21 protein-coding genes are annotated in these 25,730 nt (G+C 66.6%); 4 read left to right on the forward strand and 17 right to left on the reverse strand.

All coding sequences use genetic code 11. From position 1 onward, the window contains the following. Nucleotides 1-50: 50 nt before the first annotated feature. The 6 genes from EAO27_RS18695 to EAO27_RS18720 all read right to left on the reverse strand — a co-directional run bounded on the left by EAO27_RS18695 (nt 51) and on the right by EAO27_RS18720 (nt 13,551). On the reverse strand, nt 51-5,738 hold the full coding sequence (locus tag EAO27_RS18695) for a pertactin-like passenger domain-containing protein (RefSeq protein ID WP_242773371.1): 5,688 nt from the start codon (nt 5,736-5,738) through the stop codon (nt 51-53). Nucleotides 5,739-5,912: 174 nt separating this feature from the next. Next, the gene (locus EAO27_RS18700; RefSeq protein ID WP_242773383.1) at nt 5,913-8,249 is read right to left on the reverse strand and encodes a TonB-dependent receptor; all 2,337 of its coding nucleotides are present in this window, start codon (nt 8,247-8,249) and stop codon (nt 5,913-5,915) included. Continuing rightward, a complete protein-coding gene (locus tag EAO27_RS18705) occupies nt 8,246-9,214 on the reverse strand; it encodes a FecR domain-containing protein (RefSeq protein ID WP_242773386.1) in 969 nt (322 codons plus the stop codon). The genes EAO27_RS18700 and EAO27_RS18705 overlap by 4 nt, the downstream gene beginning before the upstream one ends. Next, a complete protein-coding gene (locus EAO27_RS18710) occupies nt 9,207-9,752 on the reverse strand; it encodes an RNA polymerase sigma factor (RefSeq protein WP_242773389.1) in 546 nt (181 codons plus the stop codon). The genes EAO27_RS18705 and EAO27_RS18710 overlap by 8 nt, the downstream gene beginning before the upstream one ends. A 92-nt stretch (nt 9,753-9,844) precedes the next feature. Then, nucleotides 9,845-10,474: a response regulator transcription factor gene (locus EAO27_RS18715; RefSeq protein WP_278190104.1), complete on the reverse strand. Its 630-nt coding sequence runs from the start codon at nt 10,472-10,474 to the stop codon at nt 9,845-9,847. Beyond that, the gene (locus EAO27_RS18720; protein WP_242773402.1) at nt 10,471-13,551 is read right to left on the reverse strand and encodes a sensor histidine kinase; all 3,081 of its coding nucleotides are present in this window, start codon (nt 13,549-13,551) and stop codon (nt 10,471-10,473) included. The genes EAO27_RS18715 and EAO27_RS18720 overlap by 4 nt, the downstream gene beginning before the upstream one ends. Nucleotides 13,552-14,379: 828 nt before the next feature. Between EAO27_RS18720 and EAO27_RS18725 the strand changes: the two genes are divergently transcribed. After that, nucleotides 14,380-14,628, forward strand: coding sequence for a DUF1153 domain-containing protein (locus EAO27_RS18725; protein ID WP_242780652.1), 249 nt, complete (start codon nt 14,380-14,382; stop codon nt 14,626-14,628). 176 nt (nt 14,629-14,804) lie between these two features. Here the strand turns inward: EAO27_RS18725 and EAO27_RS18730 are convergent, their stop codons facing one another. From EAO27_RS18730 to trbB, 11 genes are read right to left on the reverse strand one after another with little or no spacing between them, the layout of a single operon-like run. Further along, the gene (locus EAO27_RS18730) at nt 14,805-15,026 is read right to left on the reverse strand and encodes a DUF2274 domain-containing protein (RefSeq protein ID WP_242773405.1); all 222 of its coding nucleotides are present in this window, start codon (nt 15,024-15,026) and stop codon (nt 14,805-14,807) included. Continuing rightward, nucleotides 15,023-16,231 carry a TrbI/VirB10 family protein gene (locus EAO27_RS18735; protein WP_242773408.1) on the reverse strand — a complete coding sequence of 403 codons (1,209 nt, stop codon included), beginning with the start codon at nt 16,229-16,231 and terminating at the stop codon, nt 15,023-15,025. The genes EAO27_RS18730 and EAO27_RS18735 overlap by 4 nt, the downstream gene beginning before the upstream one ends. Further along, complete coding sequence (gene trbG / locus EAO27_RS18740; protein ID WP_242773415.1) at nt 16,228-17,079, reverse strand: P-type conjugative transfer protein TrbG; 852 nt, start codon at nt 17,077-17,079, stop codon at nt 16,228-16,230. The genes EAO27_RS18735 and trbG overlap by 4 nt, the downstream gene beginning before the upstream one ends. Next, nucleotides 17,076-17,759 carry a conjugal transfer protein TrbF gene (trbF, locus tag EAO27_RS18745; RefSeq protein WP_242773418.1) on the reverse strand — a complete coding sequence of 228 codons (684 nt, stop codon included), beginning with the start codon at nt 17,757-17,759 and terminating at the stop codon, nt 17,076-17,078. The genes trbG and trbF overlap by 4 nt, the downstream gene beginning before the upstream one ends. 6 nt (nt 17,760-17,765) lie before the next feature. Beyond that, nucleotides 17,766-19,046: a P-type conjugative transfer protein TrbL gene (gene trbL / locus EAO27_RS18750; RefSeq protein ID WP_242773430.1), complete on the reverse strand. Its 1,281-nt coding sequence runs from the start codon at nt 19,044-19,046 to the stop codon at nt 17,766-17,768. Beyond that, complete coding sequence (gene trbK-alt, locus EAO27_RS18755; RefSeq protein ID WP_347567094.1) at nt 19,043-19,369, reverse strand: putative entry exclusion protein TrbK-alt; 327 nt, start codon at nt 19,367-19,369, stop codon at nt 19,043-19,045. Before trbK-alt ends, trbL begins: the two co-directional genes overlap by 4 nt. Then, entirely contained in the window at nt 19,299-20,018 is a 720-nt protein-coding gene (gene trbJ, locus EAO27_RS18760; RefSeq protein ID WP_242773449.1) for a P-type conjugative transfer protein TrbJ, read from the reverse strand. Before trbJ ends, trbK-alt begins: the two co-directional genes overlap by 71 nt. A 13-nt stretch (nt 20,019-20,031) precedes the next feature. After that, nucleotides 20,032-22,467: a conjugal transfer protein TrbE gene (gene trbE / locus EAO27_RS18765; protein WP_242773451.1), complete on the reverse strand. Its 2,436-nt coding sequence runs from the start codon at nt 22,465-22,467 to the stop codon at nt 20,032-20,034. Continuing rightward, entirely contained in the window at nt 22,464-22,733 is a 270-nt protein-coding gene (locus EAO27_RS18770) for a VirB3 family type IV secretion system protein (RefSeq protein ID WP_242773459.1), read from the reverse strand. The genes trbE and EAO27_RS18770 overlap by 4 nt, the downstream gene beginning before the upstream one ends. Then, on the reverse strand, nt 22,733-23,029 hold the full coding sequence (locus tag EAO27_RS18775) for a TrbC/VirB2 family protein (protein WP_242780654.1): 297 nt from the start codon (nt 23,027-23,029) through the stop codon (nt 22,733-22,735). Before EAO27_RS18775 ends, EAO27_RS18770 begins: the two co-directional genes overlap by 1 nt. A gap of 32 nt (nt 23,030-23,061) precedes the next feature. Continuing rightward, on the reverse strand, nt 23,062-24,045 hold the full coding sequence (trbB, locus tag EAO27_RS18780) for a P-type conjugative transfer ATPase TrbB (protein WP_242773476.1): 984 nt from the start codon (nt 24,043-24,045) through the stop codon (nt 23,062-23,064). A gap of 218 nt (nt 24,046-24,263) precedes the next feature. Between trbB and EAO27_RS18785 the strand changes: the two genes are divergently transcribed. From EAO27_RS18785 to EAO27_RS18795, 3 genes are read left to right on the forward strand one after another with little or no spacing between them, the layout of a single operon-like run. Beyond that, nucleotides 24,264-24,782, forward strand: coding sequence for a helix-turn-helix transcriptional regulator (locus tag EAO27_RS18785; protein ID WP_242773478.1), 519 nt, complete (start codon nt 24,264-24,266; stop codon nt 24,780-24,782). Between the two features lie 60 nt (nt 24,783-24,842). Further along, nucleotides 24,843-25,172, forward strand: a complete 330-nt coding sequence (locus tag EAO27_RS18790) for a hypothetical protein (RefSeq protein ID WP_242773480.1) — start codon at nt 24,843-24,845, stop codon at nt 25,170-25,172. Then, nucleotides 25,102-25,689, forward strand: coding sequence for a hypothetical protein (locus tag EAO27_RS18795; RefSeq protein ID WP_242773482.1), 588 nt, complete (start codon nt 25,102-25,104; stop codon nt 25,687-25,689). Before EAO27_RS18790 ends, EAO27_RS18795 begins: the two co-directional genes overlap by 71 nt. Nucleotides 25,690-25,730: the final 41 nt, after the last annotated feature.

Genomic DNA, 25,730 nt, shown 5'->3' on the forward strand with positions numbered 1-25,730 from the left:
TACTCGTAACGGTCGCAGGGCCCGGCATCGGACCGGGCCCTGCTCAGGGGTCAGAATTTGAAGCGGATACCGACACGGCCGCCGCCGCCCTTGGCGCCGCCGCCCAGCGCCGCATCGCCTTCGATAAACCCGCTCAAGGGGCCGGTGGAGACGATATTGAGACCGACCGCCGCTTCAGCGAAGCCCTTGGCGTCCGGTGCGTCGATCGACTGGCTGACGCCGCCGCTCGTGAAGAGCACGCCTGCCTTCCCGCCGATGGCGTCGACATAATTGGCGCGTGCGTAGATCACGCCCTTGGACTCACCGCCGAGCTGAAGCTCCGCGCCGAGTCGCCCGCCGATGCGGGCGGTCAGCGCGCTATCGTCATCGAAAGCGACGGTCTGCCCATAGGCATGGACCGACCCCATCGAACCGCTTTGCCATGTGAGCGAAACTACCGGCTCGACGAACATGCGATCCGAGCCGAAGCGCGCACCAAATTCGGCCTGTGCCCCGAAAAGATCACCATTGCTGTCGTCCGACCAGGCGTCGGCGGCGGGACCACCGCGGGCGGCGACGTTCACATGGGCATATTGGCCGAAGAGGTTCGCGAACAGCCGGTCGCTGCGGTAGGACGCATAGGCGCCGAAGCTGAGCGTGTTGAACCGCGCGCGCTCGTTGCCATCCTCAAAGCGTTGGTGCGAGCCCAAATATCCGCCGGTTACGCCGAACAAAAGCGTCGAATCGTCGCTCTCGCGTCCACCGACATCATAGCCAAGCTGCCCGCCGAAGAAGTCCTGGCGATAGTCGAGCGATGCGGTTCCGAGCCGGCCATCGCGGTTCGTGACGTGACCGTACATCTGCCCCCATAGCCGCTTGGCGCCATCGCCGGCATCGCGCAGTTCGGCCATGTGGGTGCTCCACGCCTTCGCCGACTGGTCCCCGATCGCGCGTACGCCCTCGTTCAGCTTCGCGAGCCGATAGACCGAGCTTCCTGCGGCGCTCGTCACGCCATAGGTGCCCGTCGCGCTGTCGAAGCGCATGTCATATCGGACGAAGCCCGCATCGCTGCCCGTCATCGTGAAGGCGTTGGCGTCAGACCCTGCGCCGACCTTGATAATCTCGACCGATCCCGCGAACAGCGTCGCCTCGCTCGGTGCCGCACCGACGACAATGTTCGTCGTGCCGGTAGCCGCGCCCTCGATGACCAGGCGATCGGCGGTGCCCGATCCGATATCGAGCGCGAGCGTCGAGCCGCCCGATCCGGTGAAGGTTCCGGGCAAAACAAGCGTGTCCCCGACGGTGCCGTTTCGAAGATCGACGAGACCGCTGTTCTCGAACCGATCCAGCCCGTCGAACCGGACCGAAAGCCCCGTGGCGCCCGGCGCCGCACGCGCTGTTACGCCGGCCGCACCGATGCGAAGGACCCCGCTGTTCGTGAAAAGGTCGTCGCCTTCACCAAAAACACTGTCGCGCGTCGCGACAAAGATTCCGGAGTTGGTCGTGACGTCGTCGCCCGCGGTCAGGCGGAGATTGCCTTCGATCACGCCGCTGTTTTCGATCTGCGCCCCGGTCCAGGGGATCGGCTGCCAGTCGCTGTCATAATGATCCGCGACGAAGATCGTGTAGCGATCGCCAAGATTGCGGATGGTGCCCGCATTGTGGACGACGACGCCCGTATCGGACCCGAGGATGACCGCGTTGCCCGGTCCCGTGTAGCTTCCGTCGGCGGGGTTCCGCTTGCCGCCCCCGATGATCGTCGCCCCCTTGGCGACGTTCAGCACCGACTGACCGCTGCCCGAGCCCATTTCGACTGCGACATGATTGGGTGCGACGATATCGCCCGTCACGTTGAGCGTCGAACCCGCCCCGCTGACGAGAATGACGCCGCGGCCGCCCGATTTGATTCCACCGGTGTCTACCGTGATCGACCCGGCCGCGATCGCCGAAATTCCAATGCCTTTGCCATCGAGAGCGACGGAGCCAGCCCGGATGTGGACGTCGCCGGAATAGTTCAGCCCGAGGATGCCCGTGGTCGCATTACCGGTAACGGTGACCTTGGAGACATCGATGTCGATCATCGATTTAGCGGGGCCGCCGGCATCGCGGCTGCGCGGTATGACCGCGACCACGCCTGCCGTATAGTCGCCGAGCGCATTGATGCTTCCGGTCGAGGAGACCTTGATGCCGGCACCGGCATTGGAAGCGAGCGCCCTGATACCCGCCGAGCCGGCGCCGGTGACGGTTACCGAACCGCTGTTCGTCACGGTCGTGGCGCCGTCGCCACGGCCAAGCGCATAGAGGCCATGCGCAAAGTCCCCGTGGGTTTCGACAGCGCCGTTGTTGTCGATCGTGATATTGCTGCTGCCGAAGGCAAGGATGCCGTAGGACCCGGTTCCGTTGGTGGCGATATGCCCCTTGCCGGTTACCTGGACGTCGCCCGTCCTGCTGTAGGCGCGCACGCCCTGCGAGAGATCACCGCGGGTCGTGATGTCGCCCGTTTCGATGCTGACGTCGCCCGACAGCGTGCTCGCATAGACGCCTGCCGCAAGATCGCCTTCCGTGGCGATCGACCCGGCCGTGACGTTGATGTCGCCGCCAAAGGAGAAGGCCTCGATGCCAGTGGCCCCGTCGCCGCGGGTCTCGACCTTTCCGGCGGTGACTGTCATGTCGCCAAGACCGTAAGCGAAAATGCCGCGCGAGGCCGTTCCCTCGGTCGACACGCTGCCGACGTCGACATTGATCGCATTGTCCTTGCCGAGACCGATCGCGACGACACCCGACGCATAGTCCCCGCTTGTCGCAATGCTGTCTGCCTTGATGGACGCCGTTGCCGCGCCTGCACGCGGACCGCCTCCGGAGTAGGCGTAGATGCCGACAGCGCCATCGCCGCTTGTCGTCACCGCCCCTAGGTCGATACCTATGTCGCCATAGTTGCTGATCGCCACCACGCCGACCGACTGGAGACCTTCAGTCGCGACGCTGTCCGCCTTCACCGCGATGTCGCCGGCGGGGGCAAGCGCATAGATGCCGACCGAATAGTCGCCCTTCGTCTTCACATTGCCGACGTCGATGTCGACGTTCGCGCGGCGCGCCTGGTTGATCGCGACGACGCCATGCGAGGCGAAGCCTTCGGTCGCTATGTCGCCCGCCGCGATGCTGATGTCCCGGCTCACCTGGCCATTGTCATGGACCATGTTGCTATTGGCGTAGATACCGCTCGAGAAATCGCCCTTGGTACTGACATTGCCCGCCTTGACCACGACCGAGGCGCCCACCGCCTTGATCGCCCCCGCATCGAAGTCCGAGGAGGTTCCGCCGCCGGAGGTGGTGACATCGCCGGCGATCACCGTCGTCGTACCGCCGGAATAGGCCGTAATGCCCCGGGCCCCCTCCCCGCTCGTCATGACCGATCCCGCCTCGACCTTGCTGTCGCCCCAATAGCTCCAGGCGTAGATGCCGTCGGCTCCGATGCCGCCCGTCGTCACCTTGTCGACCTTGACCGACGTCGATCCATAATAAGCGGTCGCGCGGATCGCGGTCGATCCCTCGCCGGACGTCGTCACTTCGCCTGCGGTGATCTTGATCGACCCCGAATAGCCGCCGACATTGCTGTTCGCGAAAATCCCGTCCGAATGATCGCCACGCGTCTCGACAGTGCCCGCGTCGATGTCGATGTCGCCATAGGCAAGCGCCTTGATGCCCGCGGAGTTCGTGCCGCCGGTCGAAATCTTGCCCGCGTCGATCGTGACGGAACCATAAGCCGTCGCATCGATCCCCGGCGCGTCGTCGCCGCCGGTGCTGATTTCTCCCACCTCGATCGCGAGATCGCCGCCGAACGGGCGGCCGTTGCTATCAAATCCCGAGACTGCGATCGCCTTGATGCCGCTCGCCGCGTCGCCCGCGGTGCTGATCGTTCCCGCCTTGATGTCCGCGCTGCCGCCGAGCGCCAGAACGTTGACGCCCTTCGCATTCTCGCCATGAGTCGCAATGCTGCCGGCATCGATAGTGATCGCGTGGACGGTACCGTCATAACTCGCTGCCTGGGCAATGATACCGGCCGAGCCATCGCCCGCGGTATCGATCGTGCCGGTACGGATCGAAACGTCGCCCGAGCGGACGCTCGCGAACACGCCGTGGCTGTCACTACCCTTGGTCGTGATCGCGCCGGCATCGAGCGAGAGCGATCCGGTATCGACAAACGCCTGGAACGCGGTCGCATGATCGCCGGAGGTGGTGAGTCCACCCGAAATGGTGAAGCGCTGATCCGTGTCATAACCGTTGGTGAGGACCGCCGGCGCGTTACTCCCGCTGGTCTCGATCGACCCGATTGCGGCGTTGACTGTCCCGTGATTGTTCGAAATCACGAGCCCGGCCGTGTCGCGCCCGAATTGCGAGCGGCCCTTGGTGACGATGCTGTCGACGGTCAGATTGATATCGCCGAGGCCATTGTTGATCACGACACCGCGAGAGCGGTCGCCCTCGGCGAGGACAGCGCCAAGGTCCATCGTGACGTCGCCCCCGGTGAGCACGGCGACGGCAGTCGAAGCGGTACCGTGGGTGGTGACCTTGTCGGCATTGATCGTCAGAACCTGGGCCTCATTTCCTTCGAAATAGGCCCCGCCCATGTAGATGCCGGTCGACGCATTGCCGTGCGTTTCGACGCTGCCGACCGTGATCGTCGTCGGCTGGGTGAAATCATAGCTCAGGACGTTGATCCCGGTCGAAAAATCGCCGCGCGTCACCACGCTGTCGCCGCTCACCGAGATTTCACCGCCGAAGCTTACGGCGCCGAGCCCGACCGCTCCGTCTCCGCCGGTTTCGACCGTTCCCGCGTGAAGGGCGACATCTCCGAAACCGCCTGCATAGGCGCCCCAGCTGTTGTCGCCCTCGGTTCTGATGCTGCCGACCTCGACGCTCGTCCTCCCTTTTGTGAAGTTGGTCGCGATGACGCCATCCGACGCATAGCCGCGGGTTTCGATGCTATCCGCACGGATGGAGAGGTCGGCGGGCGCAGAGAGAATGGGCTGCCCGGTCTCTTCGTCGAAAACCGGGCGTTGGCCAGCCTGCGCCTGGATGCCGACCGCATAATCGCCCCCGGTCAGGATCGAACCGACGTCGATCGCGACGTCGCCGCCCGACATGGCATGAATGCCGGTGGCATAGCTGCCCGACGTTTGCACCGACACCGCCGTCACGTCGACGGGACCCGCATAACCGGTTGCGTGAATGCCGATGGCCGCGTCGCCGGTGGTTGCGATCGAGCCGGTGGTGACGCGGACCGACCCATTGGCGGAGCCCGCGACGACGCCATGAGCCTCTGTTCCACCGGTGCGCACGTCGCCGATCCGGATTTCCGCATTGCCGTCGGTCGCGATAGCGACCGCCCCGATGGAGCCGGACCCGGCGGTCGCCACGGTGACACCTTCGGCGTCGACCAGAACCGAGCCGCCGGCGAAGTTCGTCAGTGTGATGCCATGCTCATAATCGGCGTCGGTTTCGACGAGCGTGCCGGGATCGAGATGGAGCGTCAGATCCTGCGGTTCGTCGCCGGCGAGACGCGCTGTTTGGGTCGCCGGCAGGCGGTGCAAGGGCGCACGAAGGACCGAGATGTCGGCATTTTCGGCGCGGGCCGGTGCCGCGCCGAGGAGCAGGGCAGCCGCAGCTCCCGCAAGGCAGGTCCCGAGACCGAGGCGAACCCGGTGCGAGGAAGTGACATGATGCCGCGACGCGGCGGCGAGACCCTTGAAATGCTGCAAAGCCGAACTCCCGTTTGTCTTATGGCGGGATCGACCAGCAGGACCGGCGGCGCGAGCGCCGCCGGTCCGAAGCCGTTTCAGATGAAACGATCTATCCCGTTAATGACAAAACGACGTCGGAACAGCGACACCTTATGGCATGGTAAAAAAGTTTCGCGGCGTGGCCCGCGCGGCTTAGAAAGCTGCGTCGAAACCGATCCTCACCATGCGTGGACGCTGGCTGGTCTCGATCAGATCGTACACCCGGTAAGGCGAGGCGAGCGCGAAGCGGTTGCGGCGCGCATCGGTGAGGTTCGACATTTCGAGACTGATGCCGGCGCGCGCGCCACCAAGTCGGAGGGCGACATGATCGTCGAAATAGCCTCCTTGCCGGGTGTCGAGGAGCGGCCCGGCACCGATGCGCGACGCCCCCACATAGCGCAGGTCGCCGGACAGGCCGAGTTCGAGCCCGTTGCCGACATCCCAGCTGCGCGCCACCGAGGTCTGGAAGCTGAGCGGTGCGACATTGGGAAGACGGTCGCCGCGAAGAACCACGGTACCGATGTCGGCATCGGTCAGCCGACCACGGGTGAGGAGCACGCCCGCGGACAGCCTCCACCCCGAGGGATGCCAGCGCAGCTGCGCCTCGAGCGACGTGAGGCTTCCGTCGCCGATATTGGCGGTCATGAGGTCGCCGGTCCGGGATACGACTTCCGCGAGAATGTCGTTCCACCGCGCATAGGACAAGGATGCGCCGAACTCGAGCTCGCGAGCAAGGTCGATGCGGTGGCCGAGTTCCCATGATCGCATGTCGTCGCCGCGATGAACCTCGGGTTTGAGACCCACCACTCCGACTCCGCCAGGGCGGAAGCCTTCCTGGTAGCGGACATAGAAGAGCGCCCCTTCCGACGGTGCGAAGGAGATAGCGAGGCCGGGATGCGCGCGCAGGTCACGGCGATGGAGCCGCGCCACGAGGGGCTTGCCCGTCCCGGGGAGCGCACCGAGATTTGCCCGAGCCCAAGCATCGCCGCTCAGCTGCGTATAATCCACCCGCAGCCCCGCGGTCGCGGTAAGGCGGGCGACGATATCGACACTGGCTTCGCCGAAAAGCGTGATCTCGCCGACCCGGTTGGTGGCGCGCTGTCGCAACGCCGCGAAGGTCGAATCGAGTCCGTCGTATCGCCGCGTGCGGCTGTCGCTTTCCATATAGGCGAGACCGAGAAGCCATCCGGCTCCTCCTGGGAGCTTGCGCGACAGGCGCGTCTCGCCGACGAGAAGGTCCGAGGCGTCACGCTGGCTGACCGCTGACGGCATGGTAGCGGAGCCCCTGTCATATTGCTGCCGCATCGAGCGCCGGACCAGCCCCAGGGTCGAGACGAGTTCGGCTTCTCCGACGCTGCGGCGCACGGCGATGTGCGACAGGTGGAAGCCGCTGCCATAAGGCTCGGCCGCCGGGGTCAGACGGATGTATGCGGGCGCGCCGGCCTCGGTCCACTGGCTGCCCTGCGCCCGGATCGTCTGGGTGAGCGCACCGATTTCCACCGTCCAGTCGCCGGCATCGAAGCCGAATGCCCCGCGTCCGCCGCGCACCGACGTCAGGTTGACGTTGGAGCGTCCGAGCGCGGGGATATCGATATAGCCGCCTTCGCGCGCGCCATAGCCGGTGACCCGCAGGGCGGCATTCTCTCCGACCGGAACATTGATCGTCGCCGACACATTTCCGCCGGCCTCGCCATGCGAAAGCGAGGTGAGGCCGATCGACAGGCTACCCTCGAAGGATCCCGCGCGCGGCGCGCGCGGCACGACACGGATGACCCCGCCGAGTGTGCCGGCCCCGTAGAGCGTTCCTTGCGGGCCTTCGAGGACCTCGACGCGCTCGACGTCGGGGAGCCGAAGCGCCGGGTCGGGGCCGTTATAGTTGATAGGAATATCGCCGAAATACTGCCCTGTGGTCGTTTGCCCAGGACCGCTGAAGCTCGATTCGATGAGACCTCGAAGAAAGAGCCGGTTGCGCCCGGGCCCGAATTCGGTCGAGCCGAGCTGCGCCAGGCGCCGGATGAGACCCGCGCTGTCCACGGTCGCGGATGGCCCGAACGCATCCCCACCGAGGATCTGGACCGTTGCGGGATAACAGCCGAGCTCTTCGCCGCGCTTCGAGGCGGTGACCACGATTTCGGCGACGGGAGCGATCGGCGATGGCGCGGGCGGGGGCGGTACGGCCCGGACGCGCACCACCCTGCGCGGACGGCGGACGATGTGAAACAGTCCGCCGCGCCCCCGCTTCCAGGTCGCGGGCGTCGCGCGCAGCAGGAGGTCGAGCGCGGCGGGCGCGCTCATCCGGCCGCGCACCCGCGGTGTCGGGTATCGCTGGAGGGCCGGATCCTCGACGCCCACATCGATTTGGGCCTGGCGCGAGAGGGTCGCGACGGCCGAACCGAGCGACCCTGCCGGCACGTCGATCTCGGCCGATCCTTCATGGGCCGACGCGGCCGCAGGTGCCGCCAGCAGGAACAGCGCGGCAAATTGCTTCATCGGGAGCCCGGAGCGGGTTCCTCCAATATCCACCCCGTACCCTGGCGCCGCACCGTCAGACCCATCAGGCTCGCGGCGCGGCGGACGGTGCCTGCATCGCGCGCGCCGAGGCGGAGACCGCCGCTGAACGGCTTGTCGGCCACCGCCGGCGCGACGGCGATTTCGAGACCGGTGGCGCGGCTTAGGTCGGCCGCGACCCGAGCCGCATCGGCGCGGTCGTAGACGAGCCGGCCCTCGGCCCATGCGGCAACGTCGCCGGGATCGACGCGCCCGGCGATGGCCCGGCCCTTGACGTCCACTTCGAGAATGTCTCCCGCCGACAGGTCGCGCCGGAGACTGCCAGCGCTGTACCGGACCCGTCCTTCGGCGACTGCCACCGTCAGACGGCCGCCATCCTGCGTTACCGCGAAGCGGGTCCCGAGATCGACGATCTCGGCGTCGCCCACCTGGACACGGAACGGCCGGCTCGCGTCATGCGCAACGGTAAAGCGGGCTTCGCCGCGCACGAGCCGGACCTCGCGGGGCCGGCGCCGATCGAGCAGCACTTCGGTGCCGCCATTGAGCAGAAGATCGCTCCCCGTCTCGAGTGCCACCTCGCGCGTTTCGCCCGGCTCGGTCACGACCCTGTAGGTCGCGCTTTCCGGGCGCAGGAAGAGAAGCAGCAGAATGGACGCCGCAAGGGCGAGGATGCCACCGGTCATCCAGCGGCGCCGCCCCGGCGCCCTGCGCACCGGTATCGGAAGAGCGACCGCCGGTCGGGGAGCGGATAGCGCCTCGGCGACGCCGGCATCGGCATCGGCCAGGCGCCAGTAGATCGCCGGTGCGCGTGTGTCGCTCTCCATCCAGGCTGCGAACGCCTCCCAGTCGGCGGCGGCGCCGCCGCGCAGCCGGATGACCCAGTCGAGCGCCTCCTCGCGGATGCGCTCGACTGGCCTGGCCGGTGGATTCCGCCCGGTGTCAGTCATGCCGGTCTCCCTCCCGGAATGCGAGGAGGGCCGCATAGGCGCGGCGCAAATGTTTCTCGACGGTGCTGAGGCCCATGCCAAGCTCCTCGGCGATCGAACGCTGGGTCTGACCTTCAAGCCGGTGCCGCCGGAAGATTCCGGCTGCCGGTTCGCCGAGACCGTCGATGATGCGGTAGGCGGCGCGGACTTCGTCGACTGCGACGGCACGGCTTTCAACATCGGGTTCGGTCTGGCGGCCGTCGTCCGAGCCACTGCCGAGCTCGGCCCACGCCGTATCGCGGTGAAGCAGCCGCTGCGCCGATCGCCTGCGATCGATAAGGAGATTGTGCAGCATGCGGTAGAGATAGGCCAGGGCTTCGGAGGGCACCGGCCGGTCGAGCGAGCGGATCCGGATCCACGCGTCGTGCAATATGTCCTCGGCCTCTTCCGCAGCGCCGATGCGCCTCAGAAAGCCGAGCAGCCGGGCGCGCTCGGCAACGAAGACTGCTTCCAGGCTCTGCGTCCCCGGCGGCGATTCCGGCGCAACTGTCTCCGGCAATGAACTGACTCCAGCGACCCCTTGCGGCGGGGAGTTAATGGGCGGGACCGATGCTGTCCAGTCGGTGCGATGCGAACGGGTGGCCGGGAAGATCAGAGGGTGATGATGCCCCGGCGGAGCGCGGTCGTGACCGCCTGCGTGCGGTCGGCGACGCCGAGCTTGATGAAGATGGTGCGTAGATGCGCCTTCACCGTTTCCTCCGACACCGACAGTTCCCAGGCGACGAGCTTGTTCGCCTTGCCCGTCGCGACCTGCTCGAGAATAGCGATCTCGCGGGGGCTCAGCGGCTCCTCGGCCGCATGAATGGCGATCTCCTGCGCCACCTCCGCAGGCACATAGCGACGTCCCGCATGAACCGAACGAATAGCGGTCAGCAGTTCGTCGATGAGTGAGCTTTTGAGCAGATAGCCGCATGCGCCGGCCTTGAGTGCGCGCACCGCCTGCACGTCGCCCGAATAGGTGGTCAGGACGACGAGGCGCGCATTGGGAGATTCCGCACGTATGGCGGCAATGGCCTCGAGGCCGGACATGACCGGCATCTGGAGGTCCATCAGCGTCACGTCGGGCCGCAGCTTGCGGTGCAGGTCGACGGCCTCCGCGCCATTCTCGGCTTCGCCGACGACTTCGATATCCGCCTCGGGCTCGACGATGGCGGCAATCCCCTCGCGCAGCATGACATGATCGTCGACGATGAGGAGCCGGATGGGACGTTCTGGTTTCAAGGCTTATGCTTTCGCAAGGGAAACAGTGAGCGGAGCCGTTCGAAAAGTCCCGGGGGGCGCCCACCATATGCAGCGGCCGCCGGGATGGACAGCACCACTTCGGTACCGCTGCCGGGCCGGCTGCTTACCGTCAGGTCCGCGCCGATGCGCTCGGCCCGTTCGCGCATCCCGACCAGCCCGTAATGACCACTACGGGAACCTTGCGAGGCGACATCTTCCGGAATTCCTTTGCCGTCGTCGCGAAGCGCGAGCTTGAGGTCGCGGGCGCCCCACAACAAGTCGATTCGAAGCGTGCCCGCTTCCGAATGATGGACGACGTTCCGTATCGCTTCCTCACAGATCCGCTCGATTTCCTCGAAGGCGATCGGGTGGAGGCCATGCGGCGTTCCCTCGCTGGCCATCCTGACATCGATCCCGGAACCTGCCGTGATATCTCGGGCGAGATCGAGAAGCACCGTCTCCAGACCGGCGTCGCTGCGCGGAGCCCGAAGATCGCGTACGCGGTCGCGGCCTTCGACCAGCACGCCCTGCGCGCGCGCCAACGCTTCGTCCAGCGGCTTCCGTTCGCTCGCAGGCAGGCGATTTACACCGGCCTTGAACTGGAGCATCAGCGCCTGAAAGCCTTGCAGAAGCGTGTCGTGGAGCTCCCGTGCGATGCGCTCGCGCTCCGCTATCCGGACGTCGAAACGGCCCTGCAGGCGCGCCTCGAGCTGCCGGACCCGGAATAGATAGGCTGCGGCGCCAAGCGCAAGCAGGACAAGCGCGGCAAGCATCTTGAACCAGATCGACTGGAGAAATGTCGGAGGAATTGTCACCTCGAGCACCGCGCCCTTCCGGTTCCATATGCCATCCTCGTTCGCGGCTATGACCCGAAAGCGATAGGTACCGGGTCCGAGGTTCGTGTAGCTTGCCTGGCGCCGGCCCCCCGGGTCGATCCAATCCGCATCCTGGCCTTCGAGCCGGTAACGGATTTGAACCCGCTCCGGCACGCCGAGGCTGAGGGCCGCGAAGCCGAAAGTGAGCGACGAGCTGCCGGCCGGGAGCCGAACCTGGTCGGGGTCGAAATATTTCACGCCGCCGGCAATCAGCGTTCCGATTGCGACGGGCGGAGGCAGCTTGTTCGCCTGGATATGCGCGGGGTCGATCCATACCGTCCCGGCGAGCGTCGCTCCCCAGATTCGCCCGTCGCCGCCTTGGACCAGCGATTGCATGCTTTGCCGAGCGTAGCGGTCGGGAAGGCCATCGACAAAGTCGAAGACGCGGTGCGGCGCCGTGAATTGCGGATCGGTCAGGGCGCGTTCGAAGTCGGCCGAGCGCATGCGCACAAAGCCCTGATAGCCGAGCGCCCACGTCTCTCCGGTCGCCGTCTGAGCGATGCCGTTCACGCCGCGCAATCCCGGCACGCGGTCGAAACCGAGGGCCGTGATCCTGCCGTCCTTCAGACGGCCGATGCGATCCGCTCCAGCGATCAATATGCCGGTCTGGGCCGGCGCCATCGTGTAAATGGTGCCTAGCGACGGTCGATTGGCGGTCACGAGGGTCTGGCCTTCGGCCTCGAGACGCGCGAAGCGGTCGGTTCCCCAGATCATCCAGACATCCCCCTGCGCGGGATCCCGCACCAGCTGGGTCGGATAAAATTCCTGTTTTTCGGGTTTGGCCGGGATGTTGAACCAGCCGCTCGCGGTTTGGCGGTAGAGACCGCTTCCTGCCGCGGTCATCCACATCCGGCCCCAGCGATCGAGACCGCAGGCATAGATTCCCGTTTCGGTACCCGAGGGCCGGGCGAGCGAGCGCCGCGACGTTCCCGATATGGCCAGGATCCGGTCGGCGAGCACGACCCAGATCGCGCCGCCGGGTCCGTCGCACACCGCCTCGGGCTCGGCGGTGCCGCCTTCCAGAAGCTCGGGCGCCGCGTGCGCCCGGGCGCGGTAGATGCTGTCTGCCTGCGCGATGATGACGCTTCCATCGCGCGCGACGTGCAGGATGTCACCAAAAGCGGCGGGCTTGGTGAGCGCTTTCTCGGTCGCGACATTGGCGTTGCGGAACCGGTCGAGACCCAGCGATGTCGCGACCCATATATTTCCCTCGCGATCTTCGAAGACCGCAAGGGTCGCATCCGACGTCAGACCATCGGCTGCGAGAAATTCGGTCGATGGGGCGGGCGCATGGCCCGGGCCGAGTGCGGACGGCAGGCGCAGGCGCTCGATCCCGTCCCCGCGCCGCGCCACCCAGAGATTGCCATCCTTGTCGAACCTGATGGTGAAGCCGCGCCGGACCTTTTCGGTCGGATAACTGAACGCAGCGGGCTTGCCGGACCAGCGCCCCCCTGGGCCAGTCACCGGCCTGACACCGAGCGTGTCGCGGGCCCAGAGCCGCCCTTCGCTGTCGGTCGCGAGGTGAGACCGCATGCCGGGCTGCGAAATGACCAGCTCGAAGCGGTCGCTTCCATTTTGTTTGCGGAAGATCTTGTCGCGGTAAGCCACCCAGAGCGCGCCGTCGCGCGTCACGGCAAGGCCGGTGTTGCTGTCGCGCCCGAAGCCCGCTGTCGGCTGAACTTCGGTCCACGCGCCGTTCCGATATCGCAGTAGCGGCCTGCCGACCTGTCCGATTGCCGCCCAGATATCGCCGTCCGGGGTCTGGATCATATGCACGACTTCCCCGTCGAAGCGCGGGGTGGGGACAAAAGAGAGCTTGCCGCGACGGTATACGGCGAAGCGGCCCGACGCGGAATAGCTCGTCCAGAGGTCGCCGTTTTTCGTAACCAGAAGCGTTCGCGGCCCGCCGGTCGCGTCCTCGACGTCGGCATCCATTCGCTCGAAAGCGATCCCGTCGAACCGGAACAGGCCGTCGCCGCTCGCCAGCCAGAGATAGCCGTCGCGAGTTTGCGCAATCGCATGAATCGGGGCGGGGGCGCCATCGTCGCGGGTCCAGCGCGTATGTCGATACTGGTCGATGCCGCGGTCAGGATCGAGGGCGAAGGCCGGTTTATCGGCCGGTGGAAGGCCCGCGACCAGCGACATCCCGAGAAGCAAGAGCGCGGCGCGGTGCCGGAGCGTCTTCGGTGCGGATGTCTTCATGTGGCCCACCTGCGTCCCCCACAGCAGAGATCCAGATGCGCCGTTCTACGCTCTTCGCAGACACTCTTCATCCCCAAAAGGCTAAGTCCGTCCTACCCAATATCGGGATGTATCTTGGGCCTGCCCGCGCTCATATCGCTGGGCCATGCGATCATTCTTTCCCGAGTATCCTGGGGGGACTCTCGGCGCTGGCCTTTTGCTGATGCGCCTCTCCAATGCTGCCGCACTCGCGCTGGATCCGCTCCCGGCGGCTGCCATCCAGTCGTGGGTGGCAGGACTTTTGGCCCTCGCGCTGCTTCTCGGTCTTCGGACGCGGGCGGCCGCCCTCGCTGGCATGGCCCTGGCGCTTGTCGAGGCCCCGATGGGGGGAAGCCTGGCTATGACGCTTTGCCACCTGTCGGCGCTTGCCGCGCTGACGCTCGGAGGCCCGGGGGCCTATTCGGCGGACGCCCGATCTTTTGGCCGAAGAATAGTCACGCTTCCGGCCAAGCCCTGAGCCCGCCACCTGATCCGGAAGCGGCCCTCCTGTAGGATAAGGAAAAAAACGCCCGCCCGACAGGTAGACGGGCGGGCGCAGGAATGAAGATCTGGCCCTTGCAAGAAAGGCGAGCTCTTCTGGGTCGCCCGGCGCCGTTATGTGCTACGCACCGCCACCGATTGGACCAAAACGCCAAAAGCGACGGGCGCCGGGCTTCCGTAGCGTAAATTCCTATCCGGAACCGCATTTCGAAACCATTTGTTAACCTTAGAGCGGCAGGTTCACGCGGGGGGCACAAGGCGAATGGAGACGTCGCAGTGCTGGAACCGAACCGTATCGAGAGATCCGTCATGGGACCGAGCGGGCCGATATCGCTCGGCGACCTGCCGCCTTCGTGCACAGCCTATTGGGTGAGCCGCCGCAAGGCGGAAGTGCTCGCGGCGATCGACGGCGGGCTGCTCGAGGCGAGCGATGCCTGCGCGCGTTACCGTCTGAGCGTGGAAGAGCTTGCGGCTTGGCGGCGCGCGGTCGATCGCGCCGGCGTTCCCGGCTTACGGATCACGAAGCTGCGTACGGCGCGGAGCGCAGTAAGGAGATAGATCGAGCAGCCACGCGCGCCCCCACCGCGCGTGGCAGCTTTCGGGGCGGCGCGGCAGACTGGTCCCTTCGCGCCGCCCCTTAATGTCGACAGGTGCATGCCGAGCCCTGGCGCGGCCCCGATCGACACGGGCTCGACCAAATTGTTGCCGGCGTCCGAACGCACAAGCGGCGCCTTTCAGCGCTGCCGCCGCGCCGTCGCAAATCCTCGATCGGCGGCGATGAAACGCTCGATCATCGGCACTGCGATTCTCTCGGGCGGCAACGGCTCGGCGAGGCCGGTCGCCTTGGCATGGACCTCGGCATAGACGAGGAGTTCGCGGTGCAGGCGCCCCGGGAGCTCGATCGTCAGCTTGACCGGCTTGTCGTCGGCGATCGGTCCGAGACGAAGCGCGCTCATCCTTCGCCGCCTTCAGATTCGAAGACGAGATCGCGTGTCACGATGACCCGCAGCGGATGGCCGGGACGAATGGTCAGCGTCGGCGGGACCTTCATTTCGCGCTCCACGATCCGCTGGCCCGCCTCGTTCGCGCTGTCCTGCGTTCCATCGCGAAGCGCACGGATGAGGGCGCCATCGCCGCCCGATCCCGCTTCGGCGCCGATACCGAGCATGGTCGAGACGAGCGCCGCGCGCAGTACCCGGCCCCAGTGATGGTCGGTGCGGTCGGAGAGACCTGCCCGGCCCGACGCGTCCGCGCCCGGTTCGCGATCAAGCGCGATCGAACGGCCGCCCGGAAGGATGAGGCGTTCCCAGACAAGCAGGACCCGGCTCTGCCCGTCGGCGATCTCGCTGTCATATTCACCGATCAACCTGGCGCCCTGCGGTATCAGCAGGAACCTCCCCGTAGGGCTGTCATAGACATTCTGGGTCACCTGCGCGGTGATCTGCCCCGGAAGGTCGGAGCGGATACCGGTGATGAGCGCGGCCGGAATCACGCTGCCGGCCTGGATCACATGTGGCGACGAGGGGGCGACGATCCGCGCCATGCTCTCGGTCGGTCGCGCACCGCCGCCCCGGAGAAAGCCTCGCCGCCGGTCGGCGGCGACCGCATTGGGCCGCGGTCCGTCTGCGGACGCTTGCGGCCCGCTGCCGCCAAGCTCTGGCAACGCCGTCGCAGCCGAGGCGCCGCTGCCTAGGAAGAGCTGGCTGGCGCGGGCGCTCTCGCGCTCCTGCGCGGCGCGCGCGCGCGACTGCTCGGCCGCCGCAACCCTCGGATCTTTGGTCGGCGCGCCTATCGGCGGGACTGGTACCGCTTCGTCCTTCTCGCGCGCCGCGAGGATCGGCCGTCCGAGATCGCCGGGCAACGGCTCGCCGAGCTTCGGGATCTTGCCATAGTCTCCCGGCGCGCCGGTCACGAGCTCGGACTTGTTCGCCCGGTCGCTGTCGTAGAGATTCTCGGGCACCTTGGGCGCCGCCGGCTGGAGCGCGTAAAGCAGAGCGCCGCCGATCGCGACTCCCGAGACGCCGCCGATGATGGCGAGCGCCCTGCGCGACAGGCGCATCACCGTCGGCGGTTCGGCGCCAAGCCGGAAGGGTTCGGCGCCGAGCGGCGGGGCGGCTGGCGGCCCCGCCACCAGCTTCTCGACCTGTTCCGGGCCGCTCATGAGCGTTCCCGCGGGCGCAAGGCGCGCTCGATGATCACCTTGCGTGCCGCGCGGCCGGCGCCCATGCGCAGTTCGCCGCGCTCGAACAGCCGGTCGACAATCATGAAGCGTCCCTGGACACGGTAGTTGAGAAGCTCCGTCTCTCCCTTCGCGCCCGTGGCGAACAGCGGCGGCATCTCACCCGACGCAATATCGTCGCCGAACTCGACGAAGGTCTGCCGCCCATCGTCAAAGACTCGCACGGGGCGCCAGTCGGGTTTGTCGCCCGAGAGGCGATAGCGAAAGTTGAGCGACCCAAGGTCGAGCCCGGCCGCAATGGGTGCCGCCCGCTCACGCTCGGCCTCGGCGGCGCGCAGCGCGATCAGCTCGGCTTCCGGATAGGACCAGGAGACCGACGCCATATAGGTGGCGGGCGTCGCGCGGAGCTCCAGGTGATAGGTCCGCCGGCTCGTGTTCACGACGATGTTCGTCATGATGTCGGGCCGCGTGGGCTTCACCAGGATATGAACGCGCCGCGCGGCACCGCTGCCGCTCACCGTGTCGCCGATGATCCAGCGCACCGTATCGCCGGCCGCGACCGGCCCCGGCCCGACGAGTTCCTCGCCTTCCTGCAGCACGATGTCGGTGACCCGCCCCGGCGACGCATAGACTTGGTACAGCGCACCCTCGGCCCAGGCATATTTCTGGATCGCGTTGAGAAAGGTCGCACGATCGGGCTGCACGCGCGCGGCGTCATTGGCGCGCCCGACATTCGCCTTCGCATCGCGGTTTTCGGCCGCTAAGGAGGGCGCCGCCGCGCCGAGCGCAGCGGCGCCGACGAGCAGGGACATATGAAAAATAGCCTTCATTGATTGAGCTCCTTGGACCAGGAAATAGCGGACACGAACACGCCGAGCGGATTGCGGCGGAGCGCGTCGGCGGTGCGCGGCGGCACATGGGCGACGGTGAGGATGGCCGACCAGCGCGACGTCTCGATGAGGCTCCCGTCCTGATAGCGGCGTTCGGACCAGGCGATGCGGAAGCTGTCCTTCGAGGCGCGGATTACGCTCGAGACATCGACCGCGACCTGGAACTTCCCGACCTCGGCAAAGGGGTCATTGTTTCGTGCATGGTCGTTGAGCGCCTGCGCCCCGGCCGCGGTCGTGAAGTCGTAGGCCGCGAGCCAATCCTTGCGCAGCACGACCAGGTCGGCCGGGATCGCGCGGACATGCTCGATGAAACGCGCGAGATGGAATGCTATCTGCGGATCGGTCGGCTGATAATCCTCGTCCGCCGGCGCGACGGCGCGGGCCTCGCCGAGTTTGTCGACTTCGACGACCCAGGGCGTGATCGTGCCGCGCGCCGAGTGCCAGATGAGGCCGCCGGCCAGACCGCCTGAAAGCAGGAGCGAACCGAAGAAGGCAAGCCGCCAGTTCTTCGCCTGCACGCGGGCCGAACCGATGCGATCGTCCCAGACCTGCGCGGCGCGCTGGTAAGGCGTGACCGGCTCGGGCGCGCGGCCATAATGGTTGGTGGGTCTTTTGAACATGATCGATCAGTCCTTTTCACTGATGTCGGGAGCCGAGCCGCCGCCGTGGCTGTCGCCGCCCTTCAGGGTCTGGGCGCCGATGGTCGCCCCCTGCGTCACGATCTGGCGGCGGCGCATCGCGGCGGCCCAGGCTGGCGGTCGGTCCGCGGGCTTGGTGGGCGCCGCGCCATCCGCGGATGCATCTCGACCAGCCTCGAAGTTGGCGCGGATCTTTTCGGCCGCGCTGCGGAGCGGCGCTGCGGCGCCGCTCGCCGCGGTACGGGCAACATTGGCCAAACCCGAGCCAACCGCCCTCGCCCCGCTCTTTCCGGCCGCGCCTGCGGAATAAGCCCCCGAGGCGCTTCCGGCGCCCCGGGCGCCCGCCGCGGCCGCACCGCGCGCCGCCGTTGCGGCAGCGCCGGTCGCGAGCGCCGTGCCGGCTGCGCCGGCGGCAAGCGTGGCGCTCGCCGCGACAGTGGTCCCGGCAGCAGCGCCGGCTCCAAGCTGGGGTCCGCCCGCGACGATGCCATTGGCGATGCTGGGCCCGAAGATGCCGAGGCCGAGCAGGGTCAGCGCGCCGAGCGCGATCGCCATCGCCTGCTCGATGTCGGGCTCGGGACCGATACCAGCATCGAGAAAGCGATCGAACAGCGTCGTGCCGATGCCGGTGATCACGGCGAGGACCAGCACCTTGATACCCGAGGATATGATATGCCCGAGGACCCGCTCGGCCATGAAAGCCGTTCGCCCGAAAAAGGCGAAAGGAATGAGGACGAAGCCCGCAAGGGTGACGAGCTTGAACTCGAGGATCGTCACGAAGACCTGCACCGCGAGGATGAAGAAGGCCAGCACGACGATCACCCACGCGACGAGCAGGATCATGATCTGGACGAAGTTGGTGAAGAGTCCGACGGGTCCCAAAAGATCGGCGCTGGCGTCGAGCAGCGGCTCGGCCGCATCGAGCCCTGTCTCTGCGACGACGCCGGGACGCATGAAATCGCCGATCGCCATGGCGCCGCCGCTCGCCTTGAGGCCGAGACCTGCGAAGCTTTCGAGCAGGATCGTGGCGAGGCTCTGGAAATTGCCGATGATGAAGGCGAAGACACCGATGTAGAGCGTCTTCTTGACGAGCCGCTGGAGAACATCCTCGTCGGTTCCCCACGCCCAGAATAGAGCCGCGATCGTCACGTCGATCACGATCAGCGTCGAGGACAGGAAGCCGACCTCGCCGCCGAGCAGCCCGAAGCCGCTGTCGATGTAGGTCGAGAAGACCGACAGGAATTGGTCGATGACGCCGGTATCGTTCATCTGTCTTGCCTTTCCTGGCCAAAGAAGTGGCGGCGCTTCGCTTCCCATGCGGCCTCACACTCGGGATCGGCGACAGTGACGGTGCGGCAGCGCCGCAGCGTGCCTTCGAGCTCGGGTCGTGCGTCCGCTCCGGAGATCTGCGGGGGAGCGGACGCGCGCGGCGCGGGCGGATCGACTGCGGCCAGCAGTGCGATCGTCAGCGCCATTCCGCCGACGATCGCTCCGGCGACGAGCTTCCCCGCCCGGCCCATCTCAATTGCCCCTGCGGAAGCGGCGGAAGCGTTCGCGCCCTTCGGCCTCGGTCGCCGCCGCGCGTGCGGCATCGAGCATCTCGGCGCGGCCCTGCGCCGCGATCGCGGCAGCGAGATCGCCGAGCTGCTGCGACTGGAGCGCGAGCAGCTGATTGCCCGCCTGCGCCGCCTGCAGCGCGCCCGATGCCGACTGGCTTGCCGTGACGAGCGTCGAGATCGACTGGCGCGCCGCGCCCATATTGGTGACGACGCCGGCCTGAACCTTCATCGCATCCTGAAAGGCGCCCACGCTGTCGTTCCAGCGCGCCTCGGCATTGGCGACCAGCGCGGCCTGCGGCCCCGTCAGCGCCCCGCCCTTGTAGCGGGTATCGAACGCCTTTTGGATGTCGCCGACATCGAAGGCGATCCGCTGCGCCTGCCCAAGCAGTTCGCGGGTGAGATCGACCTGCCCCTGCAGCTCCTGCAGCGTCGACGTCGGCAGGCTCTGCAGGTTGCGGGCCTCATTGACCAGCGACGTCGCCTGGTTCTGGAGCTGCTTGATCTGGTTGTTGATCTGCTCGAGCGTGCGCGCGGCGGTCAGGATATTCTGGGCATAATTACGCGGATCGTGAACGATCCCGCCGATCTGCGCCGCAGCCGGCACGGCGACCGTGCCAGCCGGCACCACCGCGATCGCGATCAGACCGGCCAGCGCGGCGCGACGATAGAAACTCTTCTTCATCAACTTCACTCCTTCAGGGGGCTGCGATTTCGAGATGGCCGAGCAGGTCGGCGGCCCAGGTGAGGCCGCGGTGCCGGAGCCAGGCGGCCGCGAACTGCTGCTGGCCATGCACGGCGATCAGCTCGCCGATCCGGATCTGGTCGGATTTCGAGGAGGCGGCGGCGAAGGCCAACGCGATGTCGCCCAGCCCCAAGTCGAACAGCCGGTTGCCGCGGCGCGACTGGCAATAATAATCGCGCTTTGGCGTCGCCTGGCTCAATATCTCGATCTGCCGGTCATTGAGCCCGAAGCGCTCATAGACCCGCGCGATCTGCGGCTCTGCCGCGCGCTCGTTCGGCAGGAATATCCGCGTGGGACAGCTCTCGATAATCGCGGGCGCGATCGGGGAGCTTTCGATATCGGCGAGGCTCTGCGTCGCGAAGATCACGCTCGCATTTTTCTTGCGGAGCGTTTTCAACCATTCGCGAAGCTGCGCCGCGAAGGCCGGGCTGTCGAGCACGAGCCAGCCCTCGTCGATGATGATCAAAGTCGGCGAACCGTCGAGGCGGCCCTCGATCCGATGAAACAGATAGGAGAGCACCGTCGCGGCCGACGAGGCGCCGACCAGCCCTTCGGTTTCGAGCGCCTGCACGCGCGCGGAGCCGAGATGCTCTGCCTCGGCATCGAGCAGCCGGCCCCAGGGGCCGCCGACAAGATAGGGCGAGAGCGCGAGCTTGAGGTCTTGCGACTGGAGCAGGACCGCAAGTCCCGTGAGCGTCCGCTCGGCGACCGGCGCCGTGGCGAGCGAGGTCAGCGCCGACCAGATATGCTCCTTCGCGCTGGGATCGACCGCAACGCCTTCGCCGCCAAGCAGCGCAGCCAGCCATTCGGCGGCCCAAGCCCGCTCGGCCGCCTCGTCGATCCGGGCGAGCGGCTGCAGCGCCACCGAGCCTTCGCTGCCCCCATCGTGAAGGGCGCCGCCGAGATCCTGCCAGTCGCCTCCCATGCCGAGCGCGGCGGCGCGGATCGACCCGCCATAATCGAAGGCGAAGATCTGATTTCTCTCGTAGCGGCGAAACTGCATCGCCATCAGCGCGAGCAGCACCGACTTCCCGGCGCCGGTCGGCCCGACGACAAGACAGTGGCCGACGTCGCCAACATGGAGCGAAAGGCGGAACGGGGTCGAACCTTCGGTCTTGCCGTAGAGCAAGGGGGCATCACCGAAATGCTCGTCCCGTTCCGCCCCCGCCCACACCGCCGAGAGGGGGATCAGGTGGGCGAGATTGAGGGTGGATACCGGGGGCTGGCGGACATTGGCATAGACATGGCCGGGCAGGCTCCCGAACCAGGCTTCGAGCGCATTCACGCTTTCGGCGGTGCAGGTGAAGTCGCGGCTCTGGATGACCTTCTCGACCAGCCGCAGCTTCTCCGCCGCTTGTCCCGGATCGCGATCCCAGACCGTGATCGTCGCGGTGACATAGGCGATGCCGGCTTCGTCGGCGCCGAGTTCCTGCAATGCCATGTCGGCGTCGGCCGCCTTGTTCGACGCATCGCTGTCCATCAGGACCGAGGCCTCGTTCGTCATCACCTCCTTGAGGATCGCGGCGACGGACTTGCGCTTCGCGAACCATTGGCGCCGGATTTTCGTGAGCAGCTTCGTGGCGTCGGTCTTGTCCAGCATGATCGCGCGCGACGACCAGCGATAGCCGAACGCCTGCCGGTTGAGCTCGTCGAGCAGGCCCGGGAAGGTGACGCTCGGAAAGCCGGTGATGGTGAGCGTGCGCAGATGATGATCGCCGAGCCGCGGCTCGAGCCCGCCGACGAGCGCCTCGTCGGCAAGTAGCGCATCGAGATAGGCGGGCGTCTCGGGCACCCGGACGCGCTGGACCTTGGTCGAGATGCAGCTGTGCAGGTAGGTCAGCGTCTCGCCGTCATCCAGCCATTCGGCCTCCGGCATGAAGCCCTCGACGAGATGGAGCACGCGGCCGGTGCGATCGATGAACCCAGCGAGCAGCTCCTTGGGATCGACTCCGGTCTTCGAGCGTCCCTCGTAGAGCCAGGCCTCGGCGCGCGCGGCTTCCTCGGCGGGCGGCATCCAGAGCAAAGTCAGATAATAGAAGCTCTCGAAATGCGCGCCTTCCTCGCGGAACTGCTCACGGCGCTCGATATCGACGAGCTCGGACACAACATCGGGAAACTCGGACACGGGATAGGAAATGGCCGGCACGCGCTGGGCCTCGACGAACACCGCCCAGCCCGAGCCGAGCCGGCGCAGCGTGCTGTTGAGCCGCGACGTGACAGCGACCAGTTCGGCGGGCGTGGCGCTGTCGAGGTCGGGCCCGCGGAAGCGCGCCGTTCGCTGGAAGGAGCCGTCCTTGTTCAGCACCACGCCCTCCGCCACCAGGCAGACCCAAGGGAGAAAATCGGCGAGGCGGGCGGATTTGGATCGATATTCGGAGAGATTCATCATGGGCGCATCCAGACAGGATATTTGAGGTGACGCCGGGCGACGTCGACGAAGGCGGGATCGCGGCGCGCCGCCCAGACCGAAAGGGCATGGCCGACCGCCCAGAGGACGAGGCCGACGATCCAGAGGCGGAGGCCGAGGCCCACGGCACCGGCGAGCGTGCCGTTGACGATCGCGAGCGATCGCGGGGCGCCGCCCAGGAGGATGGGCTCGGCCAGCGCCCGGTGAACCGGAGCCAAATAACCCGGCACCTCCTCCTCCCGGCGCATCAGACGAGCGCTCCGCCGCCGAAGGAGAAGAAGGAGAGGAAGAAACTCGAGGCGGCGAAGGCGATCGACAGGCCGAACACGATCTGGACCAGCCGGCGGAAACCGCCCGAGGTGTCGCCGAAGGCGAGGCTGAGCCCGGTCACGATGATGATGATCACGGCCACGATCTTGGCGACCGGCCCCTCGATGCTCTCGAGGATCGACTGGAGCGGCGCTTCCCATGGCATCGACGAGCCGCCGGCGTGGGCGGGTGCCGCCCCAGCGACAGCAAAAAAAATAGCGGTGGAGCAGAGCATGGCGCGGCGCGCGCCATGCCGCAGGGCATGGATCATCGATTGTCTCCTTCGGGGGTGATGAGGGGGGTGAGGCGATATTCGAGGGTCAGCCGGTCGAACCCGTCGACCCGTGCAAGCTCGGAGAGGCGCCGCCCGGTTCCGTCGCGGACGAGCACGGCGACGAGATCGATCGTTTCGGCGAGCAGCGCGCGCGGGACGGTGATGACCGCTTCCTGGATGAGCTGCTCCATCCGGCGGAGCGCACCGAGCGCGCTGCCGGCATGAATGGTTCCGACACCGCCCGGATGACCGGTGCCCCAGGCTTTCAGGAGGTCGAGCGCTTCGGCGCCGCGCACCTCGCCGATCGGGATGCGATCGGGCCGCAGGCGCAGTGACGAGCGAACGAGATCGGAGAGTGTCGCGACGCCTTCCTTGGTGCGCAGGGCCACAAGGTTCGGCGCAGCACATTGAAGCTCGCGTGTGTCCTCGATCAGCACGATCCGGTCGCGGCTTCCCGCGATCTCGGCGAGCAAAGCGTTGGTGAGCGTCGTCTTGCCAGTACCGGTGCCGCCCGCGACAAGAATGTTGAGCCGATCGCGTACGCCGGCGCGCAGCATCGCGGCGGCCCCCGCCGACATGATGCCCGAGGCGACATAATCATCGAGCGTGAAGACCGCGATCGCAGGCTTGCGGATCGCAAAGGTCGGGGCAGCAACGACGGGCGGCAGCAGACCCTCAAAGCGCTCGCCGCCATCGGGCAACTCCGCGGACACACGTGGTGCCGCTCCGTGCACTTCGGCGCCGACGTGATGCGCGACGAGGCGGATGATGCGCTCGCCGTCGGCAGCGCTCAGCCTTTCACCGCTATCCTCGATACCTCGGCCCAGCCGGTCAACCCAGAGACGGCCGTCGGGATTGAGCATGATTTCGATGACTTCGGGGTCGGCGAGCCAGCCCGCGATCGCATCGCCCATCGCCGTGCGCAGCATGCGCGCGCTGCGATGACGTGCCTCCAGCCGGATCGGTTCTGCGCCCATCGGGATCCCCAATTCTGAGGCCGGGCGAGGGTGCCCGGCTCGACGGGGACGAGTAAGAGACGCATAAAATAGCGGAGTTCAACAAGCTTTTGGTTTCGTCGTACCATGGGATAGGAAGACAGGGAGTGGCGTAGCAGCCGCGCGGGTAACATGCTGGAAGCAACCGCGAACTTGAGCAGGTAGCTTGTGCTGCGCGCGATTTTGACAACAGTGTTACTATGACTGATTCGGGGTCGCACCCATTTGATGAAGCAGCGTGCTGGGCGCGACTGACTGACAAGCAACGGGCCTGCCTCGATCTGCTGCTCGAACGCCAGACGTCGAAGCAGATCGCTCGCCGCCTCGATATATCCAAGCAGGCGGTGGATCTCCGGCTGACCGCGGCTCGCAATATCTTGGGTGCCTCTGGCCGCGACGAGGCCGCTATGATCTACGCGCGCCTCAAACTGACCTATGATCAGATACTATGTGATCCGATCATACTTCCCCAACCGCCACGGCTGGTGCCATCCCACTTTCCAGACGGGCGTTCGACCGACGATCCGGGACTGTTAGCCAGCCTCGGGACGGATACAGAACGATCGGGCAGCAGCCCGCCGTTCGGGAATATCTGGAGGCGCGATTCCAAACCGGCAACGAGGATAGCAATCATGGCAGCGATATTCCTGTTCCTGCTCCTCGTCATCCTTGCGGGTCTCGCCATCGGGCAGACGCTGACGCGGCTGCTCTCCAGCTAATCTCTCCACCCCTCATGTTCATCGAACCGGGACGCACCGCGTCTCCGGAAAGGAGAAGTTATGACCCAGCCGATCAATATGAATGCAGCGCGGCTCCAAAAAGCAGTGCCCGCCGCTGAAACCCAGATCGACGATGCGTTGATCGCCGTGTCGTCGCTGATGGCGACCGTGGTCACCGCCCGACGCGATACGCTCGGTGTCCCGGCGGCCCGCGGTCATGCGACGATCCAGCGGCTGGCCAAAGCGCAAGTCGCGCTCGTCGGGGTCAGCGGCGATATTTTGCGTGTTCATGGCGAGCTCGCCGAAATCGGCCGCGAGAATGCTGGGCTCGATCTCCACGAATGCCCGGAGTTCGCGCCCAATTCGGCAGCGCATATCGCTGCCCTTTGACGAGATTGACCAGGAGCCACCGGCATGGTTTGTGATCGCGATGGTGCGGATCGCTTTCTTCGTGACAATCCTGCTGGTGGCCCTTGCCTATGCGGCGCGCAGGGGCGGCGCACCCGAACGTGCGATGGCGGCTGTGCTGCTCGTCATGCTTCTGACGGATCAAGTCCTGCACCTGTTCGTTCCGGTTCGATTTCTCTCGGTGGACACAGGTCACCTGATAATCGATGTCGCAGCGGCGGCAGCGACGCTCGCTATTGCGCTGACGGCGCATCGCTTCTGGCCGATGATCGCGGCGGCCCTGCAATTCCTGCCCCTCCTCGCGCATTCGACACGTGCGATCGAGGTGGACCTGCACTCAGCGGCTTATCTCACCATGCAGGTTGCCGGTTCCTGGCCTCTCGCACCGCTCCTCGTCGCGGCAACCTGGCGGCATCAACAACGGCTGAGACGGAACGGCAGCGATCCGTCCTGGGTGCCTTTATTTCGGCAATCGAGCCGGACAGCAGCGAACCGATAGCGTCAGCGCTGCTGGCCGAGTTTCGCAGCCTCGGAAACATC

Source organism: Sphingopyxis sp. YF1 (assembly GCF_022701295.1).
Classification (GTDB): Bacteria; Pseudomonadota; Alphaproteobacteria; order Sphingomonadales; family Sphingomonadaceae; genus Sphingopyxis.